The sequence below is a fragment of the Butyrivibrio sp. XPD2006 genome (assembly GCF_000420865.1).
Lineage (GTDB): Bacteria > Bacillota > Clostridia > Lachnospirales > Lachnospiraceae > Butyrivibrio.
This window is the reverse complement of record NZ_ATVT01000012.1, coordinates 45,934-66,727: the sequence shown is the minus strand read 5'-3', so window position 1 is coordinate 66,727 and position 20,794 is coordinate 45,934. Positions and strand designations below refer to the sequence as shown.

Sequence of the window (20,794 nt, the reverse complement as noted above, 5' to 3'; positions counted from 1 at the left end):
TTTATGGACATAATAGATATCCATGTCATAACCAGTGTCTCAAAAGCATCATCAGCTGATGATAAAATCATATTGCCATTTCCATCGAGTGCTTGGCTTTCACAGCCTTATCGGTCGATATGTCTTTATGCTCCGCAGCGTGCCTTTCCACAAAATTCTGCTTTTCCTTGCCTATCTCCTCTATGCCAAGCTCAGAGTTAAGCTCTTTGATCATGGTTGAAGCAGTTTTTCTGATTGTCTCCATAGATGCCTTGAGCTCTTTTGTATCCTTACCCTCACTCCAGGACGCTATATAGCCGAAGGAATAGTCAGATGTGTCGATGCCATAATGCTGGCATACAGTAAAAGCCACAGACTCCGCAATCTGTTCAGAGTCATTTCGCGATCTCTTTTCAAGACCTTCTGCTGAGATTTTGTCCCGGTCGTCGAGCCTGCTGTGGACCTGTTCATGGATCAGAGTTTTGATTGTCTGGACCTTTGACATATTATCCTGAACAACTATTTTTTTATCGGTCATGCTGTAAAGACCTTTGGCACCGCTATCTATGTTTCCAAATTCGACCGGAACTATAGATATAGCCTTGAGAGCATCAATCATCTTTTCGTAATTTTCAACCTGGCCGCCGAGTTCTTTAACGCCAATTGCAGGAAGTTCTTTCCCATCAGTATCAGACACATCGAATACGGTCGATACCTTAAAGCCCGCAGAAACATATTCCGGCTTTTTATCATGATGCAGGATTTTGTAATCCTCCATGGTCTGCCCGGGAGCCAGTACAGGAATCATATTATCCTTTTCCGGTTCCTCTTTCTTTTTGACCACAGGAGAAATAATCTTTATACCCTTAGCACCCTTCTTCACATATCTTCCGAAATTTCTGTTCCAGGCATGATAACCCGCGACCAGTGTCGCATCAGGTCTCTGCAAGGCTATAAGCAAAGTGTTATTGAAACTGTAGGTGTGAAACTTCGCCATGGTACTGAGATAGTTCTTATAATTCTCGGAATTAAAAAGATCATGGACACCCTTCTCAAGTTTATCCATGACCGCATCCATTTTGGACTTCTCAAATTCTTCGTTCATAAACGCTCCTCACAATATCGCTGTTCTTTACGCCTCAAATGAAACATCCATTCCACTCTCATAGCTCTGAAGAATGATTTCCTGGAGCTTCTCCCTGAATTCCTTTGTCACAGGATAAGCAATGTCCTTAAACTGCGCCTTTCCATTTTCATCAACAGTCTTCGTCTTGTAACTGGGCATGGACATGAAAAGGTTACCGGCCTTGCTCTCTACAATAGAAATATTCCTGACAGCAAAGCTGTTTCCAAAAGTTACTGTTGCAACTCCCTTTACTCCGTTATTTGAGTTCTCAAGTGCTTTTGTTCTTACATCGATCCTCATAATTGTTATCCCCCTCTTTGTTGAAAAATATAGTTTTTGTGTTTTTTGTTTTTTCTCCGGGTAACATCCCGGGACGACCTCAGCCTTTGGCTGGATCGCATGCAAGCAGTGCATTTGTCAGACAAATGCGTTTTGTGGCTTTTACAACGAGGTCTCCGACCTCGAGTCTCGGCTTGTCTTCGACTTCGCCTTTTCTCTCTCTTCTGTTTCCTTTTCAGTCATCAGAAGTTCGAGGTTCTTCCTTGCAACAAGGTAATCTCTGGTGTCTTTTTTAAGCTTTACATATTCGGCAAAATCAGTTTTATTCTCTGCAAGGAGCTCCCCATACTGATCTCTTAGGTCTTTCATTTTTGGAGGTTCCCCATCTGCATACATCCTATAGATTCCTCTTGCCCACTCATGCTCCTTTAGTGCATCTTCATGTTCTCTGTAATAATCACTACTGTATTTGCTATTCTTATAGCCGGTGTAGATTTCTTTTGTTTTGGCATAGACTATGACGGCTCTTTGCATTTCCTTGTTGGCAGCCATCTGCTCCTGACGCTTCTTTATCCTTGAGTTCAGAGCATCAAGTTTGGGCTGCATCTCATCTGTGATCTTCACAAGTTCCTCAAAAGATGAAATGCCATGTTCTTCCAAAAACAGTAAAACCTTTGCACGCTGTTTTAAGTTAAACTTCCTGGCCCAATTCTCATAACCTCTGCCTTTTCCTTCACGCATTTTCTTTTCGACATCCACAAGGAACTTTAAGCTGTCCGGTGATCTGTCTTTCCATTTCGGCTTGTTATTTTTTGCTTTAAGCTTTTCTTCATAACGACTCTGAATGACAGAGAGGTTGTTCTCAATACATAAAGTGTCTGAAATCCTGCCAAGAGCAAGTCCAGAGAAATAAAAATTCCTGAATCGGCTCTTTCCATCAATCGATACAGAGTTGAACACCACATGATTGTGAATATGATGCCTGTCGGTATGTGTGGTAACGATAAATGCATGCTTCCCTTTGGTAAACCTCATGGCAAGCTCATACCCTATCTCATTTGCCTTTTCCGGTGTTATCTCTCCGGGCTTAAAGGCCTGCCTGATCTGGTAGGCGACCACATCATTTTTATGAGGCCTGCGTATATTGTCTTCATAGTCTCTGCGTGAAAGAAGAAATTCCCCAAGTATGGTATTGGGATCACAGCCATAGGTGCTGACATACTTTTCATCCTCGGTCTTGCGGGGGTCTCTCACATAATCTATGCTTCGCTTAAGACACTCTGCCACAGTTTTGGTTTTCACATGATGCAGTGCTATCAGTCTTGTTGCTGCCATGAATGTTCTCCTTTTCTTGCTCCAGGGCATAATAAAAGCAGCCCATATTTTCAAAATACAGACTGCTCTCATGCGCCATGTTTTAGTTGTCACCTCATATCAGAAATCCTGATAAAGCTCAACCGCCATATCAAGAAGATGCTCTCCAAATCCAATTGCAAGCATTACCGCCGACACCATAACACCGGCAATAAATACCATCAGGATTCCAAAATATATGTGAGATGCAATGCAGTAGATTATAAGGCCGGCTCCTATAAGGAACATGAGTCCTGCTACAACTCCTGATATGTTCATGAACATCTTAGCAAACATATTTGCAGTAAATACTATCAGAAATAACGGAAAGAGCATGATCTTAAGTGCGATTTTTATTATAGTCATATGATGCCTCCAATCCCCTGTTACTCAGGTTTACGTTTCCTTTGCCATAATGATATGTCTGCAAAAAATATCTGCCAAGTTTGCCGATTGTAAAGCTACCTGATCTGAGAAAAAGCTATCATCATGTTTTTGGTATGCTCCCATATCTCATCGAGCCTCATCTTTAAGTCTTCCATATCTGCAGCATATACATCACCAAAAGCATTGGCTTTTTTTGCATACTGATTCAGATTGTTGGAGCACATCCTCAGAAGATAAACGATCTCACTAAAGTCGTCTGTCTTCAGTCTCACGCAGTAGCCATCAAGGATCATCTTCCGTATATACATGCTCATGCTACTAACACCAACCTCATCCATCTTGACAAGGAGCCTTGCATACTCCTCATCTGTCAATCTCACGGTGATTTTGTGCGTGCGCTCTTGCATGTTTTCTCTCCTTTGCTGCACTCTCTTCCTCAATTGCCCTGTCCCTTGCTTCCTCATATTCCCTGGCTTTGGTACTGGACAGTTCCGTTGTTGCATCCCCATCACCATCGCTGTCATCAGGCGCTGCATTGATCATGCCATCGAAATTATTGTCGTTACATTCAACGATATCCTCCACAGATTTCAGGTAGTTCTTTTTGGAATGAATACTGTGCTGCTCAAGGATAGATTCCTCTTTTTCTGTGAGTTCTTCTTCCTTATGGAGTCTGTCATTTGCTATATCAAGTCCGCTCATGCAAGTACCCCCTTTGCTTTTTTATAGTTCTCCAGTTTCTGAAGAACAGAATCCCTGCCGTCTGTTTTCCCGCGCTTTATGAGCTGTTTCTTTTTCTTTGCCTCTTTCTTTTTGGCATCTACCACCTCGCCCATTCTGAAGCTGTAGCTGGAAAGACGGTTTGTGATTATGTCCACCTTTTCTTCTGCGGTCAGATTCTCATTTACTTCTGCTTCGATCATGGTTATTTCCCCCTTTCTGAAAACAGCTGCAGACATAGAATCTGCAGCTGTCGATTGTGTTTCATTCCTCAGGATTTTCATTCTCCTCAGGAACATTATCGAGAACATTTTTCTCTTCATCCTCCTGGAAGTCCTTATCAGGATCTTCTTTTTCCTTATGGATGAACTCATCCCTGTTGGAATAAATATAAAAACCTCCGGCACCTGCAAGCAGCAAGATTATTACTATAAGAGCCACCTTTGAGCCGCCCTTCTTTTCAGGTTCGGGTTCAGGCTCCGGTTCTTCTTTTGGTTCTTCGACAACAGGAGCAGGCATCTCTTCCTCGTCAGTTTCTCCCTTAAGCTCTTTTATCTCATCCTCATCAAGAAGAGATAGGATATCCCTTTCATCCACAAGATTCAGGAAATGAACTGTGTTCTCTCCTTCATCATCCCTGTCGATGATGATATAAAAGATATTCCCATTCTTGGTGGTTACAGTGATGAACTGCTTGCCACTCTTATCAGGATCACCATAGTCATCAACAATTGTAAGATTCCCGTCCGGAGTGAGTGGTCCCATCTTCTCTGTCTCATCATATGCCGGTGGTTCAGGCTCAGTCTCCTCAGCTTCTATATCAGCCGGATCAACATGGGCATAAGCAGTAATGGATGGTCCCGCCATACCAAAAATGGTTGCTGTAATTATCGCCGTTCTTAAAAGTAATGCCTTAATCTTCTGTTTCATCTGTGATCCCCTCCTCATTTACTATTTCCCCTACACTTTTATCACCGGGCATGTTCCCTTTTATCCTTGTGTAGGTTATGAGCTTTTGAAGCTCCTCAGGAGTAATGTCTGCAGCCTTCATCATGTCATGGACTGCAGTTTTTTCTTCCTCCTGACATTTCTTTTCAAGTGCCCTGACCCTTGCATCGATCTCAGCCTTTCTTTCCCTGGCTTTTGCAAGTTCAGCCTTATATCTGTCTAACCTTTCAAACATTTTTCTCCCCCCTCTCATGAAATGTTACTGCTCCGGAAGCCTGCCATAGCAGAGGAAGTGATTCCTCCAGTACTTGGTATTGACCGATGTGTAGGAAATAGGATTTCCGCAATGGATCATCATTCCATTTCCAACATATATCCCCACATGACTTGCCCCTGGAGTGTCATAGGTTCCCTGGAAAAAAATAAGATCTCCCGGCTTCGCATCATCCGGTGAGATCCTGGTACATATCTTCCTAAGTCCCTGTGCAGTTGTCCTTCCTACATGCCATCCGCTGTGGTTTATCACCCAGCATACAAAACCGGAACAGTCAAAACCTGTTGAAGGACTGCTCCCTCCCCAGACATACTCTCTGCCAAGATACTTCTCCGCCTCAGCTATCATTGCTGCAAACTGCTGATCTGTAAGTGCATCCCCGGGGATACTGTAATCCTCATCATCCCCATCACCGTAAACATCCTCGAAAAGATATTCTTTGTTGCCACGGGTATACATGAGAAGCTCGTAATGGTCTTTCTGCTTATCAGTTAAGCCGGAGTGCTCAATAACATACTCAAGGCCCTTGTTATCCAGTTTCACTTTCAAAATACTTACAGTATACGTATTTGAACCGGTCGTACCGTCATCATTTACCCAGGTATCTGTTCTCGTTTCTTCTCTTGATGAATACGTGAGCTTATACTGCTTTTTGAAAAGTTCCTTTATGATGTTCTTCATGTCCCTGCGTTTGTAATCATCATATTTTGCTGTAAGAAACGCTGCTAACTGAAATGGGTCATGCCCTATTTCATCAAGCTCGTACTCATACTCATCGTAATCAGGATAAAGAGTTTCAGTATCTTCTATGGTATCGCTGAGTTCTTTTTCCAGCTTCCGGTAATCTTTCTCTACTCCGGTTATGTCCTCATCATAGGCAGAATAAGAAGAGACTGCTCCGCCATCTGTCATAGCGGGCATGACCAGAGAACAGCTGCTGAGCATTGTGGACAGCATGATAATGATAAGCACCACGATTATGATGGCTACGATGAGCTTTGGATTGTCCCTGACAAAGTTGGCGATTGCCGCGGCAAGGTCGCTTATCTTTTCAGAAAGATTGTTCACAAGATCTTCAAGCCTTGTGATTCCCCCCTTTGCTGCCTGCCTCTCCTTTTCCCTGTCATAATAGGACTTCCTTACTTTCTTTTTCTGCGCTGCTCTTGATCTTGGGTTTGATCCGTCCTTAGGATTCTGCTCGTTGGCATGCTTTTTCTCTTCTTTATGCTCACGCTTTAACTTTTGTCTGTAGGAACTTTCCTTTAACATGTGAGCAGCTTCTTCAGAGCCATGTGCGGCATCATTTATGATATCTTCAGAAATGTTGTTATCACCATCATCAGAATATTGGCTTTTCCCTGCCACATCAGATACTGTGCCTGCAGCTATAAATGCAGCCCTGCCCGAGCCGATAGGAGATCTTCCCATGTTTCGGCGGTGGGCTGCTCTTTGAGCCTCCTGTGCTGAAACTGCTTTTTCCTGGGCTTTCATCTGAGCCTTTACTCCCAACAGTTCTTTTGACTGCTCCCTGCCTTTAAGAACCTTCTTAGTTATCTCTGCGTCCTCTGCAGATGCTTCATTCCGCTGGCCAGAAGCTGTATAACTGCCCCTGCCATGCCTTAACTTCTTTCCAAACTCCTCCTTCATGGAGGACTTCGTCCGAAACTTACTTTTCTTACGCTTTCTGTCATCCAAATCTTTATGCTCCCTTCTCTTCTTTGTACTGGGCAAGCTCATTAGGCTTTGTCGTTAGAATCTTATAAAGTTCGATGTCTTTAGGGAAATGATCTGCAAAAGGAAGTATCACATTTCCGAAAAAGAGAAGCCCCTCACCCTCACCTGCCTGCGTGACATAAGAAAGCTGATGATCACTTATACCGAGCTTCTGAGCCAGGATATTTCTGTCTCCGGTTGCCTGATTGAGCATATAGATGAACTCGCAGTTTTCCAGGATATTCTCTATCTCAGGAGATGAAAGCAGGTCCTTTACGTTCTGCGTTAAGGCTGTCGGAATGCCGCCCCACTTACGGAAACGCTTGTATATTTCCACACTGTAGCTGGCTGTCTGCTTCTCTCTTAGGAGCAGATGGAACTCATCCATATAGTAACGGGTACTCTTTCCGCAGTCCCTGTTTGCTGAGACTCTTCCCCAGACCTGATCCTCAACTATGAGCATTCCCAGCTTTTTGAGCTGCTTTCCCAGCTCTTTTATGTCATAACAGACAAATCTGTTATGGACATCCACGTTTGTCCTGTGGTTAAAAATATTCAGAGACCCCTTTACATATATTTCAAGGGCTGTAGCAAGGTTCCGCGCTTCTGACTCGCCCTGTTTTAAGAGCTCATTGTACAGGTCTTCCAGGATAGGCATGTTCTCAGGTCTTGGATCATCAAAATATCTGTTATAGATCTTGTGGACACATCTGTCTATTACAGTTATCTCAATGGGCATGAGGCCTTCTCTTCCGCCAAGGACAAGCTCGCATAGTGAAAGGATGAACTCTGCTTTAAGAGCTATTGGATTGTCATCATCGGAATAGTTCTGGTTGATATCCATGGGATTTATATACTGGGTAGAATTGGCACTGATCTTTATGACCTGGCCGTTGAACTTCTGCACAAGAGGTGCGTACTCACCTTCCGGATCACAGACTATGATGTCATCATCTGTAGCCAGCATGACATTGGCCATTTCTCTCTTCGCAGAAAATGACTTTCCTGATCCTGGTGTTCCAAGGATAAGCCCGTTGGGGTTCTTGAGCTTTTTCCTGTCTGCCATGATAAGGTTATTGGATAAAGCATTAAGTCCATAATAAAGAGACTCATCTCCTTCCTGAAAAAGCTCCTGTGTTGTAAAAGGGATCATGATGGCTGAGCTTGAAGTTGTCATGCCCCTTTGTATCTCGATATGGTTATGTGCCAGAGGAAGGCTGCTCATAAGCCCCATTTCCTGCTGATAATCAAGCGGAACGAGGATACAGTTATGCTTCTGGGCTATACTCTTTGCCTGGAAAACATTTGCTTCAAGCTCACGCTCAGTTCTTCCGGTATTCATGATAAGGAACGTCATGAGGAACATTCTCTCATTCTGACTCTGAAGCTCCCTCAGAAGTGCCTTGGCATCTGTACCGTATGTTGCAAGATCTGATGGAATGATGTCCATATCATACCCGGAACGCACAGCCTTTTTCTGCTCTTCGATCTTGTTTCTGTCCAACTCAGTGATCTTGTGCTTTACATTCTTTATGGCTGTATTCTGGTCAATTGATTGCATGTTGATATTAAGGATCTGTGACGAATCCATGGAAAGAAAATCCGCCAGCATCTCATCATTTATCTCTGATGCAGTAATTGAAAGAAAACTCATTGAACAGTACATGTTTCCCATCTCAAACATTCTCTTTTTAGGGAAAGCCAGGCTGCTGGGTACAATAAAGTCCTTAGGTCCGAGGCCTCTTTCAGCGCACCACTTCCAGTCAAACATGAACCTGTCATCATCACCCATATGAAAGATGTCATGCATGAGCTTAAGACGCTCTTTTCCGGTCAGCGGATCTGCCATGACTCCAAGGTGCTTGAAGTTGTTCAATATATCTATTTCTATGTGATTGAGCCTTGGCTTCGCCTCCTTTATTGAAGAAGCGTGGATGCCAAAAGTAAGGTACTTGGTCTTTGTAAGACCGTTGTTACCTTTCTCAAGTTGCCTTTTCAGGACTCCTGAATATTCATCCCTTGTGATATTAAAGCCATCCTTCTTAAGTGGGATCCTTATGCTCTTTTCAAAGCTCGTGGCATCAGTGCTGACATTCATGAAAGTCAGTGAAAACTCTACTGAGCTGTCAAAAAAGTTAAGGAAGCTGCACCACTCCTCAAACATGATGGTCTTATCCTCATCCTGGGCCAGCTTGTAGTTGATGTCCTGAAACTGGATCGTCTTGGAATAAAAATCTCCCTCTTCCCTGCAGATACCACTGGGGAACATCCTCTCGAAAGTCACGGATTCCTGCGCCGAGTGAGGCATGTTGTCGGACTTCTTTGCCTCATCAATGATTTTCTTTATCTGCTTCTTTTCCTCTGATGAGAGGCGGGCCGGGATCTTAAGATTTCTTTTCTTTCTCTTTCTGAACATAGGAAATAACAATGTCCTCTACCTCCTCTTCAAGTTCTTTCTGCCTCATGAGGGCAGCGTAATAATTCTGTGTCCTGTAGGGTCTTATCTTTGGTCTTTTGAATCGCCATGTGATCATATGACGAAGTATGGTCTCACAGTTCATCCCATCTTTTTCATATAGGGCAACAAAGAAAAAGGGCAGCATCACAGCCATCATGGTAAGCGTCGATGCGCTTATGTTCTCCGTTATCTTTTTTGTAATAAAAAAGAGCGGGACTCCCACGAGCGCCGCCAGTGAAAAGCAGATGACCTGTCTTTTTGTGAGACCAAATACTATCTTATCTTTGACCCTTGTAAGATCCCTGGGCACTGATACAAAATTTGCCATACTCCTATAACCCCCTGTTTATCTGGCACTGAAGATACTCTTTGATAATGAGCTGGTCTTTAAGAGCGAATAACACAAAAGAACTGTATATCCCAGAACCGCCCACATGGATCCGACAATATCAGACGAAAACGCCACAGACTGTATCATCACTGCGTAGATAGCAAGGCATACCATGATAAGAAATCCCTGAAAGCCAAGTGCAAACAGGCCTCTTAAATAATTCTGTCCTATCTGGCTCTGCTCCCTGTTTCCAAATGTCGCAAACGGGATAGGCGCAAGGCTGATCGACAAGTATATTTCCAGCATCCTCCCATAAATGACCACGAAGATGAATGCCGATATGATCTGCGTTGCAATGCTCACAAACAGTACCTGAAAGAACAGTCCAAATATGGCTGCCATGTCCATGGCCTCAACAGTAGCCCTCATGGATGAAAGAGCTGAATCATCTATCGCAGTTGAGGCAGATATAAGGCCTCCGCTGTTATTTACAACATGCTGGGCAACATCAAATACCGCCATGGTTATATCAAAGCAGTGAGTTATCATCATTACTGCCACATATGTCTTGAAGATCCATTTAAAGAATATCCACGTTTCAAAGTTAGCCAGGTTATTATGTGCTATGACAAGCTGAATGAGCTCATAACAGGCAATGAATGTAAGTATCATTCCCGCTATAGGCATTATCACCGTCTCTGACAGGTTCCTGATCATGTTGAAGACTGCCGGCTGAAAAGCAGATGGTGTTGTTGCCACCTGAGATGTGATATCACCGACCTGGTCATTAACGCTCTGGAACATGTCTTCTATAACACTCATAACCCCATCAACAAGTAAAGACTTAAGCCAGGAGGTCAATTCTTCTATAACTCTGTCCATAAATCTTGCTCCTTTGCTTTAATAATGGGGCTGGTGTGAAGCCAGCCCCAGACAATATGAAATTTTCAGTCCTGCTACTTGCTATCGCGCGGCAGGTCGCGCTTTTTTCTCAGATCAAAAAAGACCTGAAAGAAGAGGAATGAGCTGTGTTCCGATGAGGGCAACTCCACCTCCCGCCATCAGCTGCTTCATTCCCTGGCTCTTAGCTCCAGGGTTGTCATTGCCATACCCCTCCATGAGGTTAATGACTCCCCAGACGCCAAGACCAGCGCCAAGTGCTACTACAAGTGTCTGTAAAACTCCGACTGCTGAATTAAAGAATGCCATGCTGTTCACCGGAGCCCCATCGTCTACTGTATCTGCCTCTGTTTTCTTATATCTTAGAAGCTTTTTGTAAGCGCTGGATAAAGTACATCTTATCCTTCTCCATATATTGCTACATACAGACAGGGCTCCACGCCCGAAAACTTTCATCTTCATACTCCCTCCTTCATCAAATAACCAATCTTCATAATCCATCCTTCATCCGAAACCTTTAAAGTTTTCGGACTACTCTCCTTTCTCTGATTAAAAAAATGATTTATAGTTTCGTTATGCCCCTTCTTCATGTGCACCTGATTTTGGACATAAAAATAGACCAGTAAGTACCGGACGTCTCCGGCCTCTGCTGGTCTATGTAAAATTCCCCTTATACAACAAAAGGACATCCCATATCTGGAATGCCTTTCTAACAAAAACGCTGGACCGGACAGCTTACATCTGCCTTACATCCTCATGCGGTTTACAACGATTTACTTTGCTAGTTACATATTATCACTTATATCGCAATAAGTCAAAATTCAATTTATATTCAACTTAATGTCATGTGCTTCAGAAAAATCAAAAATATCCTCCCCACACAGAGTATTTATCCACTCTTTTACTGATTCAGCACTATCTCTGTCTTTCTTCTCTATATTTCTGTAGAAGGTGTTTGCAACAAAGTCTGCTAGTTGAACAAGTTTTTCATTCTTTGAATCTGTATAACTTGCAGAAAACTTATCACAGATAGGATTTTTTATAGTAAGTTGCTGATTTAGATATTCCTCTAGGTCATACTTAGCACCGGTAGCAACATTTTGCTCATCAAGCAAAATATCTATATTTCCAGCACCAGTCATATATTTGCTATGCTTTCTAAAACAACTGTCAAAATAAACTTGAACCATATAATTAAACGTTCTTGCATGGTTTTCTATAAACTTATCATTAGTATAATTGTTGTCTAAAACTATAACTCCCAGTTCAATCTTGTCACTACCGTGTGCCAGAATATGATGATAAATTTTAATTTTCTCTTTTTCGGAAAGATCTGATCCTTTAATTTCCTTATTGAGTATCAGTTCCTCTTTCCTCTTGCTGTTATTCTTTATCATCTGTGAAATCTTCTTTTTAAACAGTCGCCTAATCGCTATTGGATTATCTGTGAATACCATGGCAATAACAAAGTACCTGTTATTACTGACATTTGTTTTGGTAATACTTCCTGATTCGTCCACATAAACATATACAGTATTATCGTTCTGTACTTCTCCCATCTAAAAGCCTTCCATCCTACGTCATAATTGCCATGCCTTAATCATGTACAAGTAATTATATTACATTTTCATTATCACCGATATTCTTTTTTTATAGTGTATTACTTGTCATAAAGTCGGTAGCCAAATTGAGTTGCCATATGGCTACCGAGCTTTTCATCCTATACTTCTACCACATCATAAATGTCCTCTTCTCTCAAAGACATCCTGGGATTCAAATTCTTTGCAATATCATACAGATTCTTCTTATCATATTCTGCAGTTTCCTTATAATGCGGATGCTGGGTTACATCATATTTGTCAGAAATAAATGGTCTCACACCGCGTAGCTGCAGAATGCATTTTCCACCATCCATAACGGCAAGTTCATCCATCGTCATGAGGTCCTTCCCTGTCTTCTGGTAATTCATGGAATACGATGGATTATTACCCTTACTTTCACCGGTATTGTACATGTCAATGGTTTCCTTACCTAAAATCTGGTTCAACTCCTTTAACGTAGACTGCTCTGTTCCACCAAGAAAGAGTTGTGAATCCATATTTCCAACAATAGTGTCTGCGTTATCTTTATAGATAGCTTTAAGCTGTGATCTGGCCTGCAAGAAAAGACATGCGCTGATCTCACGGCTTCGGATCGTAGCAACAAGTTTCTCCAAATTAGGTATCTGTCCAATATTGGCTGTCTCATCAATAAGGCAGCGCACATGAACAGGGAGCTTTCCTCCGTAAACATCATCAGCCTTTTCACACAAAAGATTAAACATTTGCGTGTATATAAGCGCAATCAAAAAATTGAAAGTGTTGTCTGTATCACTCATGATAAGAAAAAGTGCTGTCTTTTTGTCTCCCAGAGCATCAAGCTCAAGTTCATCATAAGAAGTGATCTCTCGGATTGATTCAATATCAAAAGCCGCAAGTCTAGCTCCACAGCTTATGAGCACTGATTTCATGGTCTTGCCGGCAGCTATCTTGAACTTTTTATATTGCCTTACAGCAAAGTGATTAGGCTCTTTTCTCTCAAGATCTCTGAAAAGCATATCCACCGGGCTCATATAGTCCTCGTCATCTTCCCTGACATCGGATGCATTTATAAGTTCAAGTAGAGTGTTGAAGTTCTGTTCCTCATATGGAGCAACATAATAAATATAGCCAATATAGGCAGTATAAAGAAGTGTCTCGGCTTTAGTCCAAAATTCATCCCCTGATTTTCCCTCCCCTTTGGTATTAGATATAAGAGCATTTACGAGTTTCAGGATATCCTTCTCGGAATGGATATATCGGAGCGGATTGTAATGCATGCTCTTTTTGAAATTGATGGTATTAAAGACTTTTACATCATAACCATGCTTTTTTAATGTTGTTCCTGTCTTAAGGATAAGGTCCCCTTTGGGATCTGTTATCACATAAGAACTATGCATCTGCAAAAGATTCGGCAAAAGAAAGAATCTCGTTTTACCTGATCCGGATCCACCAACAACCAGTACATTTTTATTTCTGGCATACTTAGGATTCTTTGGTCTGCTTTCCATGGTAAGACGCTCTGTCTGGGTCAGAATAACATTATCCTGGAACTTGGGATTTACAAATGGTTCTATGTCCTGTGGCTTTCCCCATCTTGCAGTTCCATATTCAGCTCCTGGCCGATACTTCTTTGCATTTTTACCTTTCAGGTAAACTGCCAATCTGATACCTGCTCCTACAGCTATTCCTACTAAGATGTCAAATGGATACAAACTTGGCAACATATTTGATAAAGCCTGCGGTAGTGTATTCATAAGTGAGCCAATTCTCTCGGAGGCATTACTTCCTGAGGACAATCTCCATGCCTCGCCTATGTTAGTACCCACAAGCCCCATAATCACATATGGGAGATTGAGCAGAATAATGCGCTTTTGTTTACGTGTCATCTGACCATCTCCTTTACTCTGATTTTTGCTTTAACCATCTGCTCTTTTGCCTTTTCTTTGTATATATCAAGCTGATGAAGCACGCTTGGCCGGTCTTTCTTGAATGCTTTTACCTGTTCAAACTCGTTCATTACTGCTTCAAGGGCATCCATGTCTTTTGCCTTAAAAAATACTGTGTACTTAGGTGGATCTACCGATTTATCTTTTGTAATGGCAAAGTCAACGCCATATCTTTTTGCAATACGCTGAAAATCTTTAATACCTTCGTCGCCCACAAGCATGCTTGTAGCTCCCTGGTCCTGGCTGAGAAGTTGTTTTACAGTCTGCTTTCCTCTATAGCGCTTTGGCCCCATCATCTGCTTGTGTCTTCTGTAATTTATAAAAGATCTGACTGCACCTGTAATTACTCTCCATGAAAACTTGGTAACGGTAACCGCCAGATTTATGGTTTTCTGTTCTACCTCCTCCTGCATAAGAATCCCCCTTTCAATGACAAAAGCAGTAGACTTTTGTATCTACTGCTCTACCTGATCAACTAAGATTTTGTTCTCTTTCGCGCTTTTTCTGCCACTGTTCGAGCAGTTTCACGATTGTTTCCTCCATTTGTTTTGGTGTATATGACTTCGGAAAATACTTCCTGAGAATATCATTTTTTATTGTTACTCTGTCCACATCTGACTTTTTCTCTTCTGACATGATCACATTCATTGCCTCCTGCGTTATACCTTCCTCCTGAGCTATTTTCTTTATGCGCTGCGCCTGGGACAGCGATGGTGTCGATTGTGAAAAATCCATTGCCTCTAAAAGACGCCTCTGCTCATCTTCGTCTAGATATGAAAGCTCTACTGCCGGATTGAAGCCGATCTGCTTGTTATCAACCATATCAAGTATTTCAGGAAGAAGATTTGTAAGACGAATATATCGCTGAATCTGATTGCGACTAATGCCTGTTTCTTCTGCCAAAATTTGATCAGACCTTAAATGTGTCCCAATTTGGGACGCATTTTCTTTTGATGGTCTGCCTGCTAATCTCTTCATGGCATCAAGCTTCATTTTAAAGGCCCATGCTCTCTCACTTGGAAGCAGTTCCTCTCTCTGAAGGTTGGCATCTACCATCAATATTGTGGCTGCATCATCATCCAAATTCCTTATGATGCACGGAAGCGTTTCTTTTCCAGCAATTTCCGAAGCATGACATCTTCTGTGGCCTGACACAATCTCATATCCGCCTTCATCTCTCGGTCGCACAATTGCCGGAGTGAGGACTCCAAACTCCCTGACACTTTCAACAGTTTTATCCATCGCTTCATCATCCAGAATCTTAAAGGGATGGTTTTTAAATGGATGAAGCTCCGATAAAAGAATATCCTGAACCTGCTCGGTTCCATTTCTATCTTCTTTACTCTGAACCTCTGAACTGCCAAAAATGTCATCATAACTCGAAAGCTGAATGTTTCCGCGAGATTTCTGCATTCTTCAGCACCTCCTTTGTCAGCTTCTTATATGCCTCGGCAACCTTTCCTTTAGGATCATGTTCATAAATACTTTTCCCTGCAGCACTGATCTCGGCTGCTCTTACAGAAAAAGGGATCTCTGTATCATATACCTTAATATTCTTTCCATAGACATTTCTTACAAGGCTACTGATTTCTTTTGCATAATTTGTCCTGCTGTCTACCATTGTCAGCAATATCCCATCAATTTTAAGTCCCGGGTTCATCTGCCTTTTTACCCTGCTGACAGTTTGGAGAAGCTGTTCCAGTCCTTTTGCTGACAGGTACTGACTCTGAACCGGAATAATCAGTCTGTCAGCTGCTGTAAGTGCATTGACCGTAAGCATTCCAAGTGATGGCATACAATCAATCAAAACAGCGTCATAATCTTTTTTCACACAGTCTATATATTCTTTCAGGATTCTTTCCCTTCCCATAGCATTCACTAGCGAAACCTCAAGCCCTGCAAGTGATATGTTTGCCGGGAGAAGATCAACTCCCTCAGAATGATGGATGATTCCTTTATCTCGTTCTATCGGGTATTCCTGAAGAACACTGCTCATTATATCCGTCACCGTAACGGGTATATCATCAGTCTTTGGATATCCCATGCTGATAGTAAGAGAGCCCTGCGGGTCAAGATCAACCAGCAGGACTCTTTTGCCTTCTTTAGCAAGGCCTATTCCTATATTCTCGGTACTCTGAGTCTTCCCTGTCCCACCTTTCTGGTTGACCAGGGCATATACTGTTCCTCTGCTCATACTCTTCCTCTCATTCTTCAAAAGTATCCCCTTGCATGGTCATGACTAACCATATTTTCATAATGGGCATCTATAGTAAGTGGCGCATTGTAAAGTGCTGCAATAAGATACTGCCTGACATTCTTAATATCGGTTGTGTTGCTTTTTAGCGAATCTATAACATATGCTACATGGCTGTAATCAAGCTGCCTGAACTGATCTTTTACAAGCTCTGGAGATTTCTTTACTCCACCAACAATGAAATATCTGGCATCGTCCGATAAGACATCAACAATCAGATTTGTTATCTGGTCTATTAGCTCACCGTTGTAAGGAAAGCGTTGTTTCAAACTGCATGTATCAATATTCTCACAGACTTTTCTTTTAAGCTCAGGTATGTCAGACCAACAGAAATCTCTTTTCTCATCCCTTCTCATCGCATCATCAGAATAAGTCATATGTTCTGGCGGATATACCTTGATAAGATTAGATAAGATATTTATATTTTCAGTATTACTAAAGTCAGTATTATTTATATCAGTATTATTAGATTCCTGTTTTGAACATCCTTGGATTTCTATTTTAGGCATTCCAGGATTTCCATTTTGAACATTCTTGTTTTCACGTTGTGACATATCAGAAAGGATCTTCTTCACATACAAAAGAGCTGCCTTTCCCTGTCCTTTAAAATTCTTATCTACAAGTCCTATATCAACAAGCTGTTTAAGTGTCCTGCAAGCCTTTCCATTTGAGCATCCTATGCTGTCGCTGATCTGCTCAATTGTGTAGATAATATATACTCGGCCTCTTTCGTCAAACCATTTATTCTCTGCAGACAGACTCATCCTGTCCAGTAACAGGCCATAAAGAACCTTGGCATCACTTGTAAGCTCCTTAAACCTTGCATCTGTAAACAACAGCTTCGGTACTCTGATAAAACTGAACAGATCCGCTTCCTGACCATAGAAATAATCAAACTCAGCCATTTATACTAATTCCTCATTTCCTCAAGAATCTTACGGGTGCACCAGCCTATACATGGCCAGTGCGCTCCGTAAGGGCAGTCCTTCACACACTTTTTACGCGTCTGCTTATTTCTTCTGATGACGTAAAAGCACTCAGAATGCCTGGTGCATACGCCCTTGCTTGTTCCAAAAAAGCACTTTTTACAGTCCTTTGGTTTATCAGCCGCGTATTTTTCCATTAGATTGCTTCGCCTCCGCGATCTCTGTGAGGCTTAGACGCTGCATGCTCAAGCGTTCCTTTCTTGATATCAACTTCCTTATCCTTTATTCTGTCTTCATACTTCTCCGCTAGCTCAAACACCTTTGCATCTGCATCATAGTGATATACACTGTCTGTGAGCTGGTCTGAAGGATCCACTGTTGTGGCATTTACCTCTTTTACCATGTTCTCAAGACTTGCCGTATCGAATTTTCCATTGTCAGGAATGATCAACACCTCATGAATACTGCTGGGTAAAATAAAGAAACTACCACCGACTCTGTCTGCAGCCTGGTCCATGAAATTCTGATAAGCAAGAACACCGGCGCCATGGACATTTCCTTCAACAGAAGCTACAAACATCTGCTCCTGTTCAGGTGGAATATTTAGACCAAGCATTTCAAGATCTTCAACGCCCATCTGAGCAGCAAGAACTTCGCCCATTCCCTTGATGACCAGCGGTCTGATCTCAGGAGCGTTCTTTAATGCATCTTCATGAAGCTGATCTGCAGATATACCATAGATATCAAGCATCTGATTTGTTATAAGAATCGAACCTACTCCCTCCGGGGTTCCTCCAACCACAAATCTGTACACAACGGCCATATCTTCAACAGACTTGTGTGGTACAGTCTCAAGCATTCCCTGATTTCTTTCTGCAGAGACAACCTCGATTGCCAGCTTATCTTTCATCTTTTCATAATCTTTGAAGGCTTCGACATCAAACTCCGGTCTGTTGCTCAAAGCATCTCCTGCCATCGTTGCGGCCTTGTCCACAACATCTTCATAAGCAGTGCCATCTTCATATGCCGCATAAAGGCTGTCTACATTGAGATTTACACCTATTTCGCCATCTGTTTCCTTTACTGTAAGGGCCTCATAAGAATCATTCATCTTCTCGACGTTCCTGGCCTCCACTTCAAACTCTTTCCCGGTGTCTTTCTCCAACTGCTCTTTTACATCCTTTGCTAATTTTTCTTTGAACTCTTCGTAGTTCATACTGTATCCTCCTATGAATTGAATAATGGTCGTGCCCGATTTTGGGCGTAGAAAAAGAGCAGTCATTCTCTTTAAGAACAACTGCCCTTTATGTAAAATCCATATTCAAATATCCTGCGTGATGATGTCCGGTTAACAGTATCTACACCAGCGCTACACCAGGCCTACACCAACTGCCATTTTCTAATGTGAATTTATGTAGCGAAACGTGTAATTTAAGTTTCCAAACAATCGTGAAATAACGGCTCGCGTGACCTTATGTAATTATACGTGATTAAGGAAAAGTCTTTCGATTCCCAGCTTCATGGTAATATATCTCCTTTAAAACAATTATTTACATAAAAATAGCCCTAACACGGCGAATATATATTACCATGTTAAGGCTGATTTGTAAAAAGAACTGATTCTTACATTACATGTGTCCTCACAACTCTTTTGCCAAACGGGAAAAGAGCTACATTGGCAATCTTAAAGAACTGCTTACCGAAAGGTATTCCAATGATGGTGATGCAAAGAATAAGTCCGATAACTGCATTCGTAAGAGCAAGCTCCCATCCGAATAATATGATCCAAAGAAGATTCAGAAGAACCGAACCAGCTCCTCCATCGTCAATAATCTCTTTTCCGAAAGGATTGAGCGAAATTGATGAAAGTTTAAAGCACTGTACGCCAACCGGTATTCCCACAACCGTGATGCACCATAACAGACCTGCGATCCAGAACCCCAACGCACTCACTAATCCGCCGCAAATAATCCAAAGTATGTTTAATAGAATTCTCATTACAAATTCCTCCTTTTACACTATAATAAGATAAAGTGTGTACCAATGGCTGAAAATTAGAAAAATTTAATTTTTTCGTTGTCGGTGAGGATGATCGTATGACAGCCCCTGTAATGATAGAATAATTAGCATTGAGTTACGACTTGGTAAGGAGCAGATCGAAATGGATAACAATAACACAAACATCATTGAATTAAAACACATCAACCGGACATTCGAAGATGGGTTTAAAGCCGTTGAAGACTTTAATCTTGAAGTTAAGCGCGGTGAATTCGTCACATTCCTGGGTCCTTCAGGCTGTGGCAAGACCACAACACTTCGAATGATCGCAGGTTTTGATATGCCGACTTCCGGAGACATCCTCTTAAACGGTAAGGATATCTCACAGCTTCCGCCCTACGAGAGGCCGATCAACACTGTATTCCAGCGCTATGCGCTTTTTCCGCACATGAACGTATTTGACAACATTGCCTTTGGTCTCAAGCTCAAAAAGCTCCCTGCGGAAGAAATAAAGAAAAAGGTAAAAAAGGTTCTGGAGCTCGTTGATCTGGAAGGCTTTGAAAAGCGCTCCATCTCTACTCTTTCAGGTGGCCAGCAGCAGCGTGTCGGCATCGCAAGAGCTCTTGTAAACGAACCTGAAATACTGCTCCTTGATGAACCCCTTGGCGCTCTGGATCTTAAGATGCGCAAGGAGATGCAGATTGAATTAAAGGCCATGCATGATGAACTGGGCATTACCTTCATCTATGTAACCCACGACCAGGAAGAAGCTCTTACCATGTCCGATAAGATCGTAGTAATGGCTGAGGGCAAGATCCAGCAGATCGGTACTCCCGAGGATATATATAATGAACCCAGGAATGCTTTTGTCGCCGACTTTATCGGAGAAAGTAATATCTTTAACGGCATCATGACCGGCAGTATGCAGGCGCGCTTTGCAGGCGGTCTGTTCCAGTGCGTTGACGATGTTCCTGAGGGCACACAGATCACAGCCGTTGTACGTCCGGAAGATATTGAGCTTGTACCACCGGGAAGCGGACAGATTCGCGGCAAAGTTATCTCTGTGATCTTCAAAGGCATGCACTACGAGATCACCGTTCAGTCCGGACGTTATGAGGTTGTTATCCAGAGTACCAAATCCGCTGAAGTAGGAAGTGACGTGGGTATTAAGGTTGAGCCTGACGGCATACATATCATGATTGCCGAGAATCACACCAATATCTTCCATGTTGATATGAACAGAAACCACAGACTTGAGTTTAACAACAAAGAGCTCGATGTCAGCCTTACACAGCTCATCAAGGGAAGTCATCGCAATGAAAGTCATGAGCTTCTTGACGAACACGGAGAGGTTATCGATCCTGACAAGATACATATTATCGCTGCCATAGAGCCTCAGGATATCCGCATGACAGATGATGCAGACGACGAACAGGTACTGGTAGCCGGTGTTATCAGTAACCTTATCTATAAGGGTGACCATTACAGCTATGTTATCAATACCGATTTTGGTCAGGACTTTATCGTAGATGACGAATACCTTTGGAACATGGACGATAAAGTCGGTCTTATCCTGCCTATGGATAAAATGAATTTCGTGGTTAAGAAATAAGGAGGAGCAC

The 20,794-nt window shown here is 42.3% G+C and carries 24 protein-coding genes; 1 reads left to right on the top strand and 23 read right to left on the bottom strand.

Annotated features, from left to right (window positions below; genetic code table 11):
• Positions 1-67: 67 nt before the first annotated feature.
• The 23 genes from G590_RS19580 to G590_RS0113245 form a co-directional block, all read right to left on the bottom strand.
• Positions 68-1,084, bottom strand: coding sequence for an ArdC family protein (locus G590_RS19580; RefSeq protein ID WP_022766171.1), 1,017 nt, complete (start codon positions 1,082-1,084; stop codon positions 68-70).
• 27 nt (positions 1,085-1,111) lie between these two features.
• Positions 1,112-1,405 (bottom strand): SpoVG family protein, encoded by a 294-nt coding sequence (locus G590_RS19575; RefSeq protein ID WP_022766170.1) that lies wholly within the window; start codon positions 1,403-1,405, stop codon positions 1,112-1,114.
• Positions 1,406-1,546: 141 nt separating this feature from the next.
• On the bottom strand, positions 1,547-2,719 hold the full coding sequence (locus G590_RS0113350; RefSeq protein WP_022766169.1) for a relaxase/mobilization nuclease domain-containing protein: 1,173 nt from the start codon (positions 2,717-2,719) through the stop codon (positions 1,547-1,549).
• Positions 2,720-2,818: 99 nt separating this feature from the next.
• On the bottom strand, positions 2,819-3,103 hold the full coding sequence (locus G590_RS0113345; protein ID WP_022766168.1) for a hypothetical protein: 285 nt from the start codon (positions 3,101-3,103) through the stop codon (positions 2,819-2,821).
• A 95-nt stretch (positions 3,104-3,198) separates the two neighbouring features.
• Positions 3,199-3,531, bottom strand: coding sequence for a plasmid mobilization protein (locus G590_RS0113340; protein WP_022766167.1), 333 nt, complete (start codon positions 3,529-3,531; stop codon positions 3,199-3,201).
• The gene (locus G590_RS0113335) at positions 3,488-3,826 is read right to left on the bottom strand and encodes a DUF4316 domain-containing protein (RefSeq protein WP_022766166.1); all 339 of its coding nucleotides are present in this window, start codon (positions 3,824-3,826) and stop codon (positions 3,488-3,490) included. Before G590_RS0113335 ends, G590_RS0113340 begins: the two co-directional genes overlap by 44 nt.
• A complete protein-coding gene (locus G590_RS0113330) occupies positions 3,823-4,047 on the bottom strand; it encodes a hypothetical protein (RefSeq protein WP_155828770.1) in 225 nt (74 codons plus the stop codon). Before G590_RS0113330 ends, G590_RS0113335 begins: the two co-directional genes overlap by 4 nt.
• Before the next feature lie 61 nt (positions 4,048-4,108).
• Positions 4,109-4,774 carry a DUF4366 domain-containing protein gene (locus G590_RS0113325; RefSeq protein ID WP_022766164.1) on the bottom strand — a complete coding sequence of 222 codons (666 nt, stop codon included), beginning with the start codon at positions 4,772-4,774 and terminating at the stop codon, positions 4,109-4,111.
• The gene (locus G590_RS0113320; protein ID WP_022766163.1) at positions 4,758-5,027 is read right to left on the bottom strand and encodes a DUF4315 family protein; all 270 of its coding nucleotides are present in this window, start codon (positions 5,025-5,027) and stop codon (positions 4,758-4,760) included. Before G590_RS0113320 ends, G590_RS0113325 begins: the two co-directional genes overlap by 17 nt.
• A gap of 24 nt (positions 5,028-5,051) precedes the next feature.
• Entirely contained in the window at positions 5,052-6,761 is a 1,710-nt protein-coding gene (locus tag G590_RS19570) for a C40 family peptidase (RefSeq protein WP_196802500.1), read from the bottom strand.
• A 4-nt stretch (positions 6,762-6,765) separates the two neighbouring features.
• A complete protein-coding gene (locus tag G590_RS0113310; protein WP_022766161.1) occupies positions 6,766-9,195 on the bottom strand; it encodes a VirB4-like conjugal transfer ATPase, CD1110 family in 2,430 nt (809 codons plus the stop codon).
• Positions 9,164-9,565: a PrgI family protein gene (locus G590_RS0113305; RefSeq protein ID WP_022766160.1), complete on the bottom strand. Its 402-nt coding sequence runs from the start codon at positions 9,563-9,565 to the stop codon at positions 9,164-9,166. The genes G590_RS0113310 and G590_RS0113305 overlap by 32 nt, the downstream gene beginning before the upstream one ends.
• An 18-nt stretch (positions 9,566-9,583) precedes the next feature.
• Complete coding sequence (locus G590_RS0113300) at positions 9,584-10,450, bottom strand: VirB6/TrbL-like conjugal transfer protein, CD1112 family (RefSeq protein WP_022766159.1); 867 nt, start codon at positions 10,448-10,450, stop codon at positions 9,584-9,586.
• 114 nt (positions 10,451-10,564) lie between these two features.
• Positions 10,565-10,777, bottom strand: coding sequence for a Maff2 family mobile element protein (locus tag G590_RS0113295; RefSeq protein ID WP_026494149.1), 213 nt, complete (start codon positions 10,775-10,777; stop codon positions 10,565-10,567).
• 512 nt (positions 10,778-11,289) lie between these two features.
• The gene (locus tag G590_RS0113285) at positions 11,290-12,027 is read right to left on the bottom strand and encodes a DUF3800 domain-containing protein (protein WP_022766156.1); all 738 of its coding nucleotides are present in this window, start codon (positions 12,025-12,027) and stop codon (positions 11,290-11,292) included.
• A 161-nt stretch (positions 12,028-12,188) separates the two neighbouring features.
• Complete coding sequence (locus tag G590_RS0113280) at positions 12,189-13,934, bottom strand: VirD4-like conjugal transfer protein, CD1115 family (protein WP_022766155.1); 1,746 nt, start codon at positions 13,932-13,934, stop codon at positions 12,189-12,191.
• Complete coding sequence (locus G590_RS0113275) at positions 13,931-14,407, bottom strand: PcfB family protein (RefSeq protein WP_022766154.1); 477 nt, start codon at positions 14,405-14,407, stop codon at positions 13,931-13,933. Before G590_RS0113275 ends, G590_RS0113280 begins: the two co-directional genes overlap by 4 nt.
• Before the next feature lie 58 nt (positions 14,408-14,465).
• Positions 14,466-15,407 (bottom strand): ParB/RepB/Spo0J family partition protein, encoded by a 942-nt coding sequence (locus G590_RS0113270; protein ID WP_022766153.1) that lies wholly within the window; start codon positions 15,405-15,407, stop codon positions 14,466-14,468.
• Positions 15,367-16,188, bottom strand: coding sequence for a ParA family protein (locus tag G590_RS19565; protein WP_035763324.1), 822 nt, complete (start codon positions 16,186-16,188; stop codon positions 15,367-15,369). Before G590_RS19565 ends, G590_RS0113270 begins: the two co-directional genes overlap by 41 nt.
• A 17-nt stretch (positions 16,189-16,205) precedes the next feature.
• Positions 16,206-17,153 carry a DUF6017 domain-containing protein gene (locus G590_RS0113260; RefSeq protein WP_022766151.1) on the bottom strand — a complete coding sequence of 316 codons (948 nt, stop codon included), beginning with the start codon at positions 17,151-17,153 and terminating at the stop codon, positions 16,206-16,208.
• Between the two features lie 5 nt (positions 17,154-17,158).
• The gene (locus G590_RS0113255) at positions 17,159-17,371 is read right to left on the bottom strand and encodes a hypothetical protein (RefSeq protein ID WP_022766150.1); all 213 of its coding nucleotides are present in this window, start codon (positions 17,369-17,371) and stop codon (positions 17,159-17,161) included.
• Positions 17,371-18,390 (bottom strand): DUF5688 family protein, encoded by a 1,020-nt coding sequence (locus G590_RS19560; RefSeq protein WP_022766149.1) that lies wholly within the window; start codon positions 18,388-18,390, stop codon positions 17,371-17,373. The genes G590_RS0113255 and G590_RS19560 overlap by 1 nt, the downstream gene beginning before the upstream one ends.
• A gap of 407 nt (positions 18,391-18,797) precedes the next feature.
• Positions 18,798-19,172, bottom strand: a complete 375-nt coding sequence (locus tag G590_RS0113245) for a YccF domain-containing protein (RefSeq protein WP_022766148.1) — start codon at positions 19,170-19,172, stop codon at positions 18,798-18,800.
• A gap of 163 nt (positions 19,173-19,335) precedes the next feature.
• On the opposite strand from G590_RS0113245, the gene potA reads away from it, so the two are divergent.
• Complete coding sequence (gene potA, locus G590_RS0113240) at positions 19,336-20,784, top strand: polyamine ABC transporter ATP-binding protein (protein ID WP_022766147.1); 1,449 nt, start codon at positions 19,336-19,338, stop codon at positions 20,782-20,784.
• The last annotated feature ends 10 nt before the right edge of the window (positions 20,785-20,794 follow it).